Origin of the sequence: Paraburkholderia sp. J10-1 (genome assembly GCF_905220165.1) — a bacterium.
In the GTDB taxonomy this organism is placed as follows: Bacteria; Pseudomonadota; Gammaproteobacteria; order Burkholderiales; family Burkholderiaceae; genus Paraburkholderia.
In genome coordinates this window covers 67457-80790 of record NZ_CAJMYW010000003.1, presented here as the reverse complement: position 1 = coordinate 80790, position 13334 = coordinate 67457, and the positions used below count along the sequence as shown (strand labels likewise).

Below are 13334 nucleotides of genomic sequence, written 5' to 3'. Positions count from 1 at the left end.
GCGCGCGCTCACGCCGGCTTCATGCGCGCCGCCACGATCAGCGAGATCAGGCAGCCAATCGCCAGATACGCGGCCACGAGGTGCCACGAACCGCCGCCAACGCCCACCAGCGCCACCGCGATGAACGGCGTGAAGCCGCCGCCCACCACGCTCGCGAACTGGTAGCCCACGCCTGCGCCGCTGTAGCGGTACTCCGCGCCGAACAGTTCGGTGAAGAGCGGCTGCTGCACGCTCACGACCATGTCGTGGGCGATGTTTGCGAGCATCACCGAGAAGATCACGATCCAGACCGTGGAGCGCGCTTCGAGCGCGAGGAAGAACGGCACGGCGCTCAGCAAGCCGATGACCGCGCCGATCAGATAGATGCGGCGCAGCCCGAGGCGGTCGGCGAGCCACGCGAAGCAGGGGATCGTCACGCAGCTGAGCGCGCCCACGAAGAGGCCGATGCCGAGAAAGAGATCGCGCGACATGCCGAGGTTGCTCGTCGAATAGCTCAGCGCGAAAGCGGTCACGATATACATCGTGAAGAGTTCGGCCAGACGCAGCGCGACGATATAGAGGAAGGCCTTCGGGTGACGCGTGAGCGCCTCGATCACCGGCATCTTGAGCTTGCGATGACCGTGCTCGACCTTTTCGACGAACTCGCGCGACTCGTCCATGCTCGAGCGCACCCAGAGGCCGATCAGCACGAGCACGACGCTGAACACGAACGGCAGGCGCCAGCCCCACGAGCGGAACGACGCCTCGCCGAGCAGGTGGCTCAGGATCGCGACAATGCCCGTGGCGAGCACGAGACCCACGCCGTAGCCGACCTGCACGCCGCTGCTGTAGAACGCCTTCTTGCCGCGCGGCGCGCTTTCCACGGCCATGAGCGCAGCGCCGCCCCATTCGCCGCCCACGGCGAAGCCTTGCAGCGCGCGGAACGCGACGAGCAGCGCGGGCGCCCACAAGCCGATCGTCGCGTAGGTCGGCAGCAGGCCGATGGCCACGGTGGACAGGCCCATCATCATCACGGTGATCACGAGCATGCGTTTGCGTCCGAGCCGGTCGCCGAAGTGGCCGAACACGATCCCGCCGAGCGGGCGGAACAGGAAGCCCACGCCGAAAGTCGCAAAGGCGGCGAGGGTGCCCGTCGATTTGCTGACCTGAGGGAAGAACGCCCCGTTGAAGACCAGCGCGGCGACAATGCCGTAGAGCAGGAAGTCGTACCAGTCGACGACCGCGCCGACAAAGCTGCCGAGCGCCGCCTTGCGGGCCTGGCTGCGCGACGGCGAAAGAGGGGCGGTGTCGGGCGAGCCGGTGGTGTCGAGGCTTGGGGTCATCAGTTGTCTCCAGACTTTTGCGCATGTGCCATGCTGCGGTATGCGCTAAACGTGAGTCGCAGCATAGGGCGGCCCACGCTATCCGGCAATGCGTGGCGGCGCCGTTTTGCGCGATTATCGCCCAAGTGCGTGCGATTATCGAACGCTTTGCGGGTTTGCACCGAGATGGCGCGTGGACCGCCCGCATACGGCGGTCTTCGTCAAAATGAACGAAATGGTTAAAATCGCGCTGCTTCGCCCGTCCGTGCCGGCGAAGTGCCCGTTTCAGCGCTTGCGTCAGGAGCCTATTGCATGTCCAGCCCCTCTAATCCTCCGCCGCAGGCGGACAATCCGCTCGGCATGGCCGGCCTCGAATTCGTCGAGTTCGCCGCGCCCGAGCCGGCCGAACTCGGCCGCCGCTTCGAGCAGTTAGGCTTCAAGGCGATCGCGCGCCATGTGAGCAAGGCGGTCACGCTCTACCGGCAGGGCGAGATGAATTTCCTGCTGAACGCCGAGCCCGACTCGTTCGCCGCGCGTTACGCGCAGGAGTACGGCATGGGCATCTGCGCGATCGGCGTGCGCGTCGACAATGCGAAGCGCGCGTTCAAGCACGCGATCTCGCTCGGCGCGTGGGCGTTCGAAGGCGAGCGCCTCGGGCCTGCGGAGCTGCACATTCCTGCAATCCAGGGCATTGGCGATTCGCACCTCTATTTCATCGACCGCTGGCGCGGACGCGGCGGCCAGCGCGGGGGCGTGGGCGACATTTCGATCTTCGACATCGACTTCCGGCCCATCGACGTCGCCACGGCGCATACCGATCTCGATCACGGTGGCACGGGCCTCACGCGCGTCGATCACCTCACGCAAACGGTGGGCGAGGGGCGCATTGGGGAATGGCTCGACTTCTACCGCGACCTGCTGCATTTCCGCGAGATCCACGAGATCAACGCGAACTGGCATGTGTCCGAGGAGTCGCGCGTGATGGTGTCGCCCGACGGCGAGCTGCGCATTCCGGTGTACGAGGAAGGCACGCGGCGCACGCAGCTATTGCACGACTATCTGCCCGAGCATCCCGGCGAAGGCGTGCAGCACATTGCGCTGGCGAGCAACGACATCCTCGCGAGCGTCGACGCGCTCGTGGCCAATGGCGTGGAGTTCGTCGAGCCGCCGCCCGCTTACTACGACACCGTGGATGCGCGTTTGCCCGGCCACGGCGTGGACCTGGCGGCGTTGCGCAAGCGTCACGTGCTGATCGACGGCGAGATTGGCGAAGACGGCGTGCCGCGGCTCTTTTTCCAGACGTTTGCAAAACGCCATCCCGGCGAGATCTTTTTTGAAGTCGTGCAGCGCAGCGGCCACCACGGTTTCGGCGAGGGCAATCTCGACGTGCTCGCGCGAGCGCGCGAGGCGGGCGCGAACCAGGGCTAAAAGCAGGGCTAAAGCAGGTTAAGCCTCAGCAGGCCAAGCCGCGCAATCCGCAACGTTACGGTTCCAAACGTGATTTCGCCGCGCTGCCCGCCGTTTTGCGCGCACGCGCTGTGCCGAGCGCGGCGGCACGCGGCGGGACCATCGTGCGGCAACGATGGCGAATTTCCTTGCTGAACTCGGTGCACGCCTGGGTCATCAGGTCCGTGGACCGGTACACCATGAACACATGGAAGTCGGGCAACTCGTCGCGAATGGGCAGCGTGTGCAATGCATCGCGCCTGAGGACGAGCGGCCCGCTCATGCCGTAGAACACGAAGTCCGACCACATGCTGATCACATCCGTGCAGGTCGCGAGCTGCAAGCCAAGCAGGTTTGACACGCTGTGCACGATGCGCTTGGGCATGTCGAGGCGGTTGACGCGCATGAGGCTCGCAAGCGGGCTGCCGGGATCGTCCAGCGGGTCGAGCGTGAGCCAGTCGGCCTCGAGCAGATCGCGCAGGCGCGTCGTGTCTGCAAGCGGATGGCCGGGGCGCGCGGCGAGCACCATGCCCACGGAGAACAGCGGCTCCCACTGAAACGCGCTCGTGCTGGGGCCGCTGTTCGTCGAGATGAGCGCGAGGTCGAGGCGGCCTTCGCGCAGCCCTTCGAGTATCTGTTGCGGCCGCATTTCATAGGCGTGCACCTCCACGCCCGGAAAGCGCGCGCGAAACGCCGCGATGGATTCGGGCAGCGGCCCGCTCGACGCCACGGCGGAAAAGCCGATGTTCAGTTGCGCTTCGGCATGGCCGCGCATGCCTTCGATATCTTCGAGCGCGTGGCGTAATTCCTGTTCGACCACGCTCGCGCGCTTCGCGAGCGCGCGCCCGTAATTCGTGAGGCTGACGCCGCGCACCGAGCGCGACATGAGCGTCACGCCCAGTTCGCGCTCCAGCTCCGCAATCGCCTTGGAAAGCGCGGGCTGCGAGATGTGCAGGCTGCGCGACGCCTCGTGCATGCTGCCGTGCTGCGCGAGCGCGAGCAAAACGCGCAACTGGTGCAGTTTCATCCGTGTGCTCCAACGGTTTCCGATCGGAAGAGATTCTAAACGTTGTGCAACGCGGCGACGATGGCTGCGCGGGACCCCCGCCGTTATGTCGAGACCTTGCCGACCAGATGAAAACGCGAAGACGGATGCCAAAGCTCGACAGCCGTGGCAACGGCGCTGCCCACCCACGTACGCCGCCACATCAGCAGGCAGGGCTCGCCGATATTCATCGCAAGATGGCGCCGTATGTCCGCGTCCGGCTTTTGCGCGTAGATCCGGAACTCCGCGCGTTGAACCGGCGCGAGCCGCATCATGTAGTGATTCGGCGTTTCCAGCGTGAAATCCTGCGCCAGATATCCGGGAAACACATGCGGGTTCACATAGCGGTCCTCGTAGAGAATCGCTTCGTCCTCCTCGTAGTGGACGATGCGCGAATGGAACACGGAACCGCCGCTGAGCTCGAGCGCGGCCATCGCCTGATCGTTCGAGCTTGCTTCCAGCGTCAGCACCCGTGCGCTGTGCCGGTGACCCCGCGCGGCGATTTCGTCGGCAATATTGCGCACTTCGAGGACGGTCGATTCGACATCGCGCGACGCGACGAACGTTCCCGCGCCCTGAACGCGCTTGAGAACATGCTCGGCCGACAGTTCGCGCAGCGCGCGCGATACGGTCATTCGCGCGACGCCGAATTCCTTGACGAGCTCCGTTTCCGACGGAATGGCCTCACCGGGTTTCCATGTCCCGTCCGTGATGCGATCGACCACGTAGCGCTTGATCTGCTCATACGCTGGAGCGACCTTGTGCGCGGTAGCGGAACGCGTTGAGGTGTCGATGAGCGAAGAAGGCGCGTGCATGCCTGTCCTCGCTTCAGACGCCGACCGCGCCGGGCAGCGCGTCGTTGCTTGCCGGGGCTGCGGTACTGCGCGCCACGGAGCGCATGTCGGGTTCCGCCTCCCGCGAGATGCCAGGCGAGCGCTCATGCGCGGGGCCGGGAAGCGGCGGCGGCGCGCCGTCGGCCACGAGGCGAAACGCAAACGTCATGTCGTCGGAGAGCGGGCGGTCGTCGCGATAGGTCGGCAGCGCGGCGCGCACGCTGGCGTAGAGCGCGTCCGTGTACGGCGCACGCGCCGCATCGAGCGGCTGCAGATCGTAGGCTTGCGCCGCGGCGAGCAGTTCGATGCCGAGAATCCGGTTGCTGTTCTCGATGATCGTGAGCGCCTTGAGCGCCGCGGGCGTCGCATGGCACAAGTGGTCTTCCTGCAACCCCGAGGTCACGCCGCCGTCGAGACTCGCGGGCGCGGCCTCACGGCGGTTTTGCGCGACGAGCGAGGCGGCCGTGTACTGCGCGATCATGAAACCCGAGCGCGTGCCGCTCGCGTGAGCGAGGAAGGCCGGCAGGCCGCTCACGAGCGGGTTCACCAACCGGTCGAGACGCCGTTCGGCCATGGCGGCGACCTGTGCAATCGCGGTTGCGAGACTGTCCATCGCCAGGGCGATCGAGGCGCCGACCGCGTGCGCCTGCGAGTACACCTGCGGCGATTCCGGTGTGCCCGCAACGATCGGGTTGTCGGTCACCGAGGCAAGCTCGCGGTTCACGACTTCGACCGTCGCGGCGAGCGTGTCTCGCGCGGCGCCGTGCACGTGCGGAATCGTGCGCACGCTGAGCGGGTCCTGCGTGCGCCGCCCGAGCGACTTTTCGAGCAGCGAACTGCCGGTGAGCGCTGCGCGCAGGCGCTCGCCCACACGCGCGAGGCCCGGCGACACGCGAAACGCGAGCGAATGCGTGTCGAACGCCGCGATCTGGCCGCCCAGATTCTCGAAGCTCATCGCGGCGACGACGTCCGCCCAGTCGAGCAGCCGCTCCGCGCGCTGAAGCGCGAGCGCCGCGAGCCCGGTTACGCACGGTGTGCCGTTTACGAGGCTCAAACCCTCTTTCGCCTCGAGCGAGAGGGGCTGCAGACCGAGCCGCTGCAGGGCGTGCGCGCCGCTCAGGCGTTCGCCGTTCCAGCGCACATGTCCCGCGCCCACGCACACGAGCGCGATGTGCGCCATGTGGCTCAGATAGCCGACGGAGCCGAACGCGGGCACTTCGGGCAGGCAATTCGCATCGAGCAGCGCGGCGAGCCGCTCGACGACATCGAGCCGCACGCCCGAATGGCCATGCGCAAAGTTGTTGATGGCCGCAGCCATGATCGCGCGCGTTTCCTCGGCGCCGAGCGGCTCGCCCACGCCCACGGCGTGGCTCATCAGGATGTTGTGCGACAGGTCGTGCTGTTCGTCTTGCGAGACGACCACGTCGCACAGCGCGCCGACGCCCGTGTTCACGCCATAGGCGCGGATGCTGCGCGCGACGATCTGTTCGACGAGGGCACGGGCGCTGCGAATGCTCGCCTGTGCGTGCGCGCCGAGCATCAGCGGTTCGCCCGCGGCAATGGCGGCGATTTCGCGCCAGTCGAGCGGATTCTGGGTACGTGTGATTGCCATGAGAGAGCTTGTGCGTTGCGCGGGTTCAGTGAGCGTTGCGATCCTGGTGACTCGAGACGAACTGGCGGAAGCGTTCGGATTTCAGCTCGCCGAAGACCTCGTCTGGCGTGCCGTCCGAATCCACCTGGCCCTGGTGCAGGAACATCACGCGATTCGAAACGTGGCGCGCGAAACCCATCTCGTGCGTGACGACGAGCATCGTGCGGCCTTCTGCGGCGAGCGTGCGCATCACGCGCAGCACTTCGCCGACCAGTTCGGGATCGAGCGCCGAAGTCGGCTCGTCGAACAGCATTACCTTCGGATGCATGGCGAGCGCGCGCGCAATGGCGACGCGCTGCTGCTGACCGCCCGACAGATGCGCCGGATAGTAGCCGCGCTTGTCCGCGAGACCGACCTTGGCGAGCAGCGCTTCGGCTTCTTCGACCGACTCGGCGCGGCTGCGCTTGAGCACGCGCATGGGCCCTTCGATCAGGTTCTCGAGCACGGTCATGTGCGACCACAGGTTGAAGTTCTGAAACACCATGCCGAGCTGCGAGCGCACGCGGTCGACCTGGCGGCGGTCGCCCGGATGCAGCTTGCCGTCGCGGCGGCGCTTCATCTTGAGCTCTTCGCCCGCGAGCGCGACCGAACCGTCGTCGGGCGTCTCGAGCAGGTTCAGGCAGCGCAGCAACGTGCTTTTGCCCGAGCCGCTCGCGCCGAGAATCGAAATGACGTCGCCTTCGTGTGCGTCGAGCGAAATGCCCTTCAGGACGTGATGGTCGCCGAACGATTTGTGGATGTTGCGTACCGACAGTGCAACGGGTGCAGATGGGTTCATCAATCTCTCCGGATAGGGCGGCGGGTCACGATACGGCGCGGCTGGCTTCGAGCGGCGCGGCGGGCTTGCGTACGGCGGGCGGCGCCGCGCGCAGATGGCGCGAGAGCCGTTGCTCGAGGAAGCCGATCACGCGCACGACGACGAAGTTCAGGAACAGGTAAATGAGCGCCGCGCACGTGAACACCTCGGTCGTGCGATAGGTCTGCTGGATGATCTGCTGCGCGACTCCCGTCACTTCCCACACGGTGACGAGGCTTGCCAGCGCCGTCGACTTGACGAGCAGCACGGCTTCCGTCGAATACGCGGGCAGGCACTGACGCAGCGCGATGGGTCCGATCACGCGGCGCAGCAGGGCGAAACCGGAAAGGCCGATCGAGTACCCGGCTTCGATCTGCCCGACGGGCACGGCCATGAGGCCGCCGCGAATGATCTCGGCCGTATATCCCGCCGTGCACAGCGCGAGCGACAGGACGGCGCAAACATAGGGTTCGCGCAGCACCGGCCACAGAAAGCTCTCGCGAATCACGCCGAACTGCCCGAGGCCGTAATAGACGAGGAACATCTGGATCAGCAGCGGGGAGCCGCGAAATACGAGGATGTATGCGCGCGCAAAGCGGTTCGGCAGCCAGTGCGGCGACACCCGCATCGTGACGATCACGAGCGAGAGCAGGCCGCCCAGCACGAGCGAGGCGAAGAAAAGGCCCAGCGTTGTCGGCACGGCGCCGATGAGCTGGCGCAAGGTGTCGAGCAGGAACGCGAAATCGATGGTCATGATTGAGCGCTCCGTGATCAGTTGCGCGCGAAGTTGCGCTTGAATGAGCGGCCGACGATCGCTTCGGCACGCCCGAAGACACGGTTCGACACGCCCGTCATGGCGAGATACAGCACGCCGCCGGCGACGAAGAAGAGGAAGTACTGGTGGGTCGAGCCCGCCGCGATCTGGCTCGAACGCAGCAGCTCGGCGAGCCCGGTCACCGATATCAGCGCGGAATCCTTGAGGCTCAGTTGCCAGACGTTGCCGATGCCGGGCAGCGCGTAGCGCAGCACCTGCGGGATCAGGATGCGGCGGAACATCGTGAGCGTCGGCATGCCGATCGCGCGAGCGGCTTCGATTTCGCCGCGCGCAACCGCGAGCACGGCGGCGCGATAGACCTCGGCCTGATAGGCGCCCGAAATCATGCCGACCGCGAACGCGCCAACGGCGAAGGGCGGCACGCCGACGAAACCGTCTGCGCCGAACCACTGGCCAACGGTGGTGACGAGCGAGGAGCCGCCGAAGTAGAACAAATAGATGACGAGCAGTTCGGGCACGCCGCGAAACACGGTCGTGTAGAAGTCGCCGAATACGCGCAGCACGCGCCAGCGCGAGAGTTTCGCGGCGGCAATGAGCGCACCGAACACCGCGCCGATCGCGAGTGCGGCAAGCGTCAGGACGACAGTCATCAACGCGCCGAGCAGCAGTACGCTACCCCAGCCGTCCGGCCCGAGGCCGAGTGTGTTGAAGATCGATAACAGAGACATGGCTTGGATCCACGCGGGTCGGGAAACAAAGGCGCGCGCCGGAAGTGGCGCGCGCGTGGCCTGGATGCGGCGCTTATGGCGTCACGTCGGTCTTGAACCACTTCAGGGCGAGTTTCTTCACGGTGCCGTCGGCAAGCGCCGCGGCGATCGCGGTGTCGAACTTCGCCTTCAGGTCGGCGTCCTGCTTGCGGAATGCAAGGCCTTCGCCGGGACCCCAGATCGGACCGGAGATCATCGTGCCGGCAATCACCACAGGCGACTTGTCGGAGTTGGCGGTGTAGTACGTCACGTCGTCGAAGGTGGCGTCGATGCGGCCGTTTGCGAGGTCGAGGTCTCGCTCGGGCGCGGTCTTGTACACGCGCACCGAGGCGACGTCCTTGAAGTTCGCGTTGATGAAACCCGTATAGACAGTGCCCGACTGGATGCCGATGGTCTTGCCCTTCAGCGCGTGGCGCATCGACTCGATGGCGGGCGCGTTGCTGCGCGAGTCGGCGTCGAGCTTCAGAGGCGGCGTGTTCGGGCCGCCCTTGGGCAGAACCTTCGTATCGGACACGGCGAACGTTGCCGGCGTGGATGCATAGGGCTTCGAGAAGGCGATGATCTTCTCACGCTCGGGCGTGATCGAGATCGCATCCATCAGGACATCGAACTTTCCGGCCTGGAGACCCGGAATCATGCCATCCCAGTCCTGAGCGACGAGCTTGCACTGGATCTGTGCACGCGCGCACAAGTTTTCGACCAGTTCCGGTTCGAAGCCACCGAGTTTGCCGCCGGGCAGCGTCAGGTTCCAGGGGGCATAGCTGCCGTCGAGCGCGATCGTCACGCTTTTCCATTCCTTCGCGCCGGCACTGCCGCTTCCAAGCAGCGTGACGCCGAGTGCTGCGCCGATCAGCGCTTTTGCCAGCCGGGTGTACTTCGCCTGCATGACCATGCTCCTTTGTCGGTGGGTACTGTGGACCCGTGGGTACGTTATTTCGCTCGCGTGACTTGCATAGACAAGAATGGCGAGAAAAGAATTTGAGTGCAAGAGAATTTCAGAAATACGGGCTCATGGAAAACCCTGTAAATCCGCGTGTAATGGCGCTAAATCCATGCGCTTGCGCGCGACGTTGCGTTGCCGGGCGGGCGGCGCTGGTGCTCAGGCACGTTCCTTACAAATTTGTCTAGTCATGTCGATAGCCGGGAAATCGGGCCCCGGCGCGATGGCCGTTGCATTTCGCTGCGATTCCATCCGGTTATCAAGATGAAAATTTGTGACTTCTTTCAAAAATGAGAGCGGCCTGAATATCGTTCGGCCAGTTCCCATTCCCGCTGTCCCACCGCACCACCGCTCGCGGAGATCTGCCATGAATGACGCAACGCTCAGCGCCGCCGCCCCGATTGCACCGCCCGCGGCCACTCGCCAGAGCCAGTTCCGCCTGATCGCCGCGTGTTCGATCGGCAATGCGCTCGAAATGTACGACTTCACGGTGTACAGCTTTTTCGCGCTCCTGATCGGCCGGCTCTTTTTCCCCTCAGACAGCCCTTACGGCTCGCTGCTGCTTGCCGTGGCGACGTTCGGCATCGGCTTCGTCATGCGCCCGCTGGGCGGTCTCGTGATCGGCAGCTACGCCGACCGGCGCGGGCGCAAGGCCGCCATGACGCTGACCATCGCACTGATGGTGGCGGGTACGCTGTGCATTGCGTTCGCGCCCACCTACGCGCAGGCCGGCGTGATGGGCTCGCTCGTGATCCTCGCGGGGCGGCTCCTGCAAGGCTTTTCGCTCGGCGGCGAAATCGGCGCGTCCACGGCCATGCTGATGGAGTCCGGCGAAGTGGGGCAGCGCGGCTTTCGCGTGAGCTGGCAACTGGGCAGCCAGGGCATCTCGGCGCTCATCGGCGCGCTCACGGGGGCCGTGCTCTACGCCACGCTTTCGCCGCAGGCGCTGGAGAGCTGGGGCTGGCGTCTGCCGTTTCTCGGCGGTCTGCTGATCGCGCCGGTGGGCCTCTATATCCGCTCGAAACTCGACGAAACGCACGAAGCCGAACCCGACGCACCGAGCCCGCTCGGCACGCTCATGCGCGAGTACGGCGCAAAGGTGGGACTCGGCATTCTCTCGATCACGGCGGGCACGGTGGGCATGTATCTCGTGGTGTTCTTCATGCCGACCTACATGATCCGCGTGCTCAAGATGCCGCCGTCGCTCTCGCTGCTGTCGGGCTGCGCCACGGGCTTCACCATGCTCGTCGCCTCGCTCGTTTCGGGGCGGCTGGCCGACCGGCTCGCGCGCCGCAAGCGGCTCGTGATGGGGGCGCTCCTCTTCAATATCGTGGCCATCGTGCCCGCGTTCTGGCTGATGACGCGCATGCCGAGCGTGCCGCTCGTGCTCGCGCTCTCGGTCATGATCACCGCCGCCGCGAATCTCGGCTCCACGCCCATGCTGCTGATGCTCATGGAAATGCTCCCCGCCAGCGTGCGAGCAAGCGGTCTTTCGGTCATCTATAGCGTGGGCGTGACGGTGTTCGGCGGCAGCTCGCAATTCATCGTCACGTGGCTGCTCGCGAAGACCGGCAATCCGCTTTCGCCTGCGTTCTATCTCGTTGTTTGCGGGCTCATCTCGCTGTGCGCCATCGGCGCGATTCGCGAGCAGCGCGTCGGCTAACGCTGCGTTGCGCGTGGTCGCAAGCCTTTTGATCCTTCACACGAATAACGGAATCCTCATGAAACGTGAACCGTCGCTCACCCCGTTCCAGTTGCTGCCGACCTTGCTGCCCGAGATCGAGATCGACGCCGAGACTTTCATCGGCATTCGCCGCCAGATTCATTCGCAGCCCGAACTAGGATTCGAAGTGGGCGCCACGGCGAAGCTCGTCGCGATGCTGCTGGAGAAGTGGGGTTACGAAGTGCATACGGGCATCGGCAAGAGCGGCGTTGTGGGGCAGCTCAAAGTGGGCGAGGGTAAGCGGCGCCTGGGCATTCGCGCCGACATGGATGCGCTGCCGATCGTCGAGAACACGGGCCTGCCATACGCGAGCCAGACGCCCGGCAAGATGCACGCATGCGGCCACGACGGCCACACGGCGATCCTGCTTGCCGCTGCGAAAACGCTGGCGGAGCGCCGCGACTTCGACGGCACGCTCAACCTGATTTTCCAGCCCGATGAAGAAAATCTGTGCGGCGCGAAGGCGATGATCGAAGACGGTCTCTTCGAGCGCTTTCCCTGCGATGCCGTCTACGCGTTGCACAACATGCCGGGCGTGCCGGCCGGGACGTTCCGCGTGCTGCCGGGGTCGGTGAGCCTTTCATCGGATGTGGCCGACGTGACGCTCAAGGGCGTGGGCGGCCATGGCGCGATGCCGCACCGCGTGAAGGACCCCATCGTGGCCGCGGCGGCGCTCGTGACGGCGCTGCAAACCATCGTGGCGCGCAACGTGGCGCCCGACGAATCCGCGGTGGTGTCCGTGGGCTACATTCGCGGCGGCGCGACCCACAACGTGATACCGGAGACGGTCACGCTCGGCCTGAACATCCGCGCGGCGCGCCCCGAAACGCGTGCGCTCGTGGAAGCGCGCGTGCGCGAGATCGTGACGCTCACGGCGCAGGCGCACGGCGTAGAGGCGCAGATCGACTACCGGCAGCTCACGCCGCCGATGGTCAATACGCCGGAAGAAACCACACTCGCGCAGCAGGTTTGCGCGGAGCTGGTGGGGGAGGACAAGGTGGTCATGCAGGCGCCGAAGGGCTTGAACGGCAGCGAGGACTTCGCGTGGATGCTGAACGCGGTGCCCGGTTGCTACCTGCTGCTCGGCAACGGCGAAGGGGAATTCGGCGGCTGCATGGTGCACAACCCCGGCTACGACTTCAACGACCAGGTGCTGCCACTCGGCGCGGCGTGCTGGGTGCGGCTCGCGCAGCGGTTCCTCGTGGCGTGACGAGGCGCGATTAGTTAGTCATTCGAATCATCTGCGTGGGTGCTCAGCAACTCGGGCGTCAGGCCCAGCCGCTCGCGCAGATCGATCCAGCCGCGCGGCGTGACCTGCACCGCGCGCGACGTATTCGTGCGCCGCATCCAGCCGCGTTCGCAGAGCAGCGTGAGAAAGGCCACGCCGAGCGGCCCGGCCAGATGATGCTGGCGCTCGGTCCAGTCGAGACATTGGCGGGCGATGCCGTGACGCCCCGGCTTGAGCGCGGCGACGTCGAGCCCGAGTTCGCCGAACCATGCCGCGCCTGCGGGCGTCACCGCGAAGCGCTTGTCGGCTTCGGCGGTGATGAGGCCGGCATGCGCGAGACGCGTCGTTAGCGCCACGCCGACCTGGCCCGCGAGATGGTCGTAACAGCAGCGCGCGAAACGCAGGTTCTGCGCTTCGCGGCCGAGCGGCTTGCGGCGCACCGGCACGCGCGCGCCGACTGTCGCGAGGTTTTCGAGCAAGGCGGCGACCTGCGCATCCGCGAGCCGGTAGTAGCGGTGGCGGCCTTCCTTTTCCACGGCAAGCAGCCCGCCGTCCAGCAGTTTCGCCAGGTGGCTGCTCGCGGTTTGCGCGGTCACGCCGGCCGCGTAAGCCAGTTCGCCGGCGGGCAGGGCGCGGCCGTTGGCGAGCGCCATTAGCATCGCGGCCCGCGCGGGGTCGGCGATCAGGAATGCCGTGGCGGACACCCTCGGGTGCAGGTTCATGCGTTTCTCCAGGACATACCCATAGCGTAACGCGCGAGCAGGGTCGCATGTTTCGATACGCATCGAAGCATCGCCGCTGCCGTGCAACTGATACTGGGCTCATGGCC

The 13334-nt window shown here is 65.9% G+C and carries 12 protein-coding genes; 3 read left to right on the top strand and 9 right to left on the bottom strand.

The features are described from left to right. Positions 1 to 8: 8 nt before the first annotated feature. Entirely contained in the window at positions 9 to 1322 is a 1314-nt protein-coding gene (gene shiA / locus U5A65_RS12960) for a shikimate transporter (protein WP_321915446.1), read from the bottom strand. A gap of 291 nt (positions 1323 to 1613) precedes the next feature. Between shiA and U5A65_RS12955 the strand changes: the two genes are divergently transcribed. Next, entirely contained in the window at positions 1614 to 2729 is a 1116-nt protein-coding gene (locus tag U5A65_RS12955; RefSeq protein ID WP_321915445.1) for a 4-hydroxyphenylpyruvate dioxygenase family protein, read from the top strand. 55 nt (positions 2730 to 2784) lie between these two features. On the opposite strand, the gene U5A65_RS12950 is transcribed toward U5A65_RS12955, so the two are convergent. The 7 genes from U5A65_RS12950 to U5A65_RS12920 form a co-directional block, all read right to left on the bottom strand. Continuing rightward, the gene (locus tag U5A65_RS12950) at positions 2785 to 3774 is read right to left on the bottom strand and encodes a LysR substrate-binding domain-containing protein (RefSeq protein ID WP_321915444.1); all 990 of its coding nucleotides are present in this window, start codon (positions 3772 to 3774) and stop codon (positions 2785 to 2787) included. A gap of 83 nt (positions 3775 to 3857) precedes the next feature. Next, positions 3858 to 4607, bottom strand: coding sequence for a histidine utilization repressor (gene hutC / locus U5A65_RS12945; RefSeq protein ID WP_321946484.1), 750 nt, complete (start codon positions 4605 to 4607; stop codon positions 3858 to 3860). Positions 4608 to 4620: 13 nt separating this feature from the next. Beyond that, on the bottom strand, positions 4621 to 6237 hold the full coding sequence (locus U5A65_RS12940) for a histidine ammonia-lyase (protein ID WP_321915442.1): 1617 nt from the start codon (positions 6235 to 6237) through the stop codon (positions 4621 to 4623). Between the two features lie 25 nt (positions 6238 to 6262). Further along, positions 6263 to 7054, bottom strand: a complete 792-nt coding sequence (locus tag U5A65_RS12935) for an ABC transporter ATP-binding protein (protein ID WP_321915441.1) — start codon at positions 7052 to 7054, stop codon at positions 6263 to 6265. Positions 7055 to 7079: 25 nt separating this feature from the next. Beyond that, positions 7080 to 7826: an ABC transporter permease gene (locus U5A65_RS12930; RefSeq protein WP_321915440.1), complete on the bottom strand. Its 747-nt coding sequence runs from the start codon at positions 7824 to 7826 to the stop codon at positions 7080 to 7082. A gap of 17 nt (positions 7827 to 7843) precedes the next feature. Continuing rightward, the gene (locus U5A65_RS12925; protein ID WP_321915439.1) at positions 7844 to 8575 is read right to left on the bottom strand and encodes an ABC transporter permease; all 732 of its coding nucleotides are present in this window, start codon (positions 8573 to 8575) and stop codon (positions 7844 to 7846) included. 73 nt (positions 8576 to 8648) lie between these two features. Then, a complete protein-coding gene (locus U5A65_RS12920; protein WP_321915438.1) occupies positions 8649 to 9500 on the bottom strand; it encodes a transporter substrate-binding domain-containing protein in 852 nt (283 codons plus the stop codon). Between the two features lie 421 nt (positions 9501 to 9921). Between U5A65_RS12920 and U5A65_RS12915 the strand changes: the two genes are divergently transcribed. Continuing rightward, positions 9922 to 11217 (top strand): MFS transporter, encoded by a 1296-nt coding sequence (locus tag U5A65_RS12915; protein ID WP_321946483.1) that lies wholly within the window; start codon positions 9922 to 9924, stop codon positions 11215 to 11217. 58 nt (positions 11218 to 11275) lie between these two features. Next, on the top strand, positions 11276 to 12487 hold the full coding sequence (locus tag U5A65_RS12910) for a M20 aminoacylase family protein (protein ID WP_321915436.1): 1212 nt from the start codon (positions 11276 to 11278) through the stop codon (positions 12485 to 12487). Positions 12488 to 12501: 14 nt separating this feature from the next. Here U5A65_RS12910 and U5A65_RS12905 read toward each other — a convergent pair whose 3' ends face one another. After that, positions 12502 to 13227, bottom strand: coding sequence for a helix-turn-helix domain-containing protein (locus U5A65_RS12905; protein ID WP_321946482.1), 726 nt, complete (start codon positions 13225 to 13227; stop codon positions 12502 to 12504). Positions 13228 to 13334: the final 107 nt, after the last annotated feature.

What these genes read in the sequence shown, in the direction of transcription:
- shiA (WP_321915446.1), bottom strand. Translation starts at nt 1,322, where the DNA reads ATGACCCCAAGCCTCGACACCACCGGCTCGCCCGACACCGCCCCTCTT.
- U5A65_RS12955 (WP_321915445.1), top strand. Translation starts at nt 1,614, where the DNA reads ATGTCCAGCCCCTCTAATCCTCCGCCGCAGGCGGACAATCCGCTCGGC.
- U5A65_RS12950 (WP_321915444.1), bottom strand. Translation starts at nt 3,774, where the DNA reads ATGAAACTGCACCAGTTGCGCGTTTTGCTCGCGCTCGCGCAGCACGGC.
- hutC (WP_321946484.1), bottom strand. Translation starts at nt 4,607, where the DNA reads ATGCACGCGCCTTCTTCGCTCATCGACACCTCAACGCGTTCCGCTACC.
- U5A65_RS12940 (WP_321915442.1), bottom strand. Translation starts at nt 6,237, where the DNA reads ATGGCAATCACACGTACCCAGAATCCGCTCGACTGGCGCGAAATCGCC.
- U5A65_RS12935 (WP_321915441.1), bottom strand. Translation starts at nt 7,054, where the DNA reads ATGAACCCATCTGCACCCGTTGCACTGTCGGTACGCAACATCCACAAA.
- U5A65_RS12930 (WP_321915440.1), bottom strand. Translation starts at nt 7,826, where the DNA reads ATGACCATCGATTTCGCGTTCCTGCTCGACACCTTGCGCCAGCTCATC.
- U5A65_RS12925 (WP_321915439.1), bottom strand. Translation starts at nt 8,575, where the DNA reads ATGTCTCTGTTATCGATCTTCAACACACTCGGCCTCGGGCCGGACGGC.
- U5A65_RS12920 (WP_321915438.1), bottom strand. Translation starts at nt 9,500, where the DNA reads ATGCAGGCGAAGTACACCCGGCTGGCAAAAGCGCTGATCGGCGCAGCA.
- U5A65_RS12915 (WP_321946483.1), top strand. Translation starts at nt 9,922, where the DNA reads ATGAATGACGCAACGCTCAGCGCCGCCGCCCCGATTGCACCGCCCGCG.
- U5A65_RS12910 (WP_321915436.1), top strand. Translation starts at nt 11,276, where the DNA reads ATGAAACGTGAACCGTCGCTCACCCCGTTCCAGTTGCTGCCGACCTTG.
- U5A65_RS12905 (WP_321946482.1), bottom strand. Translation starts at nt 13,227, where the DNA reads ATGAACCTGCACCCGAGGGTGTCCGCCACGGCATTCCTGATCGCCGAC.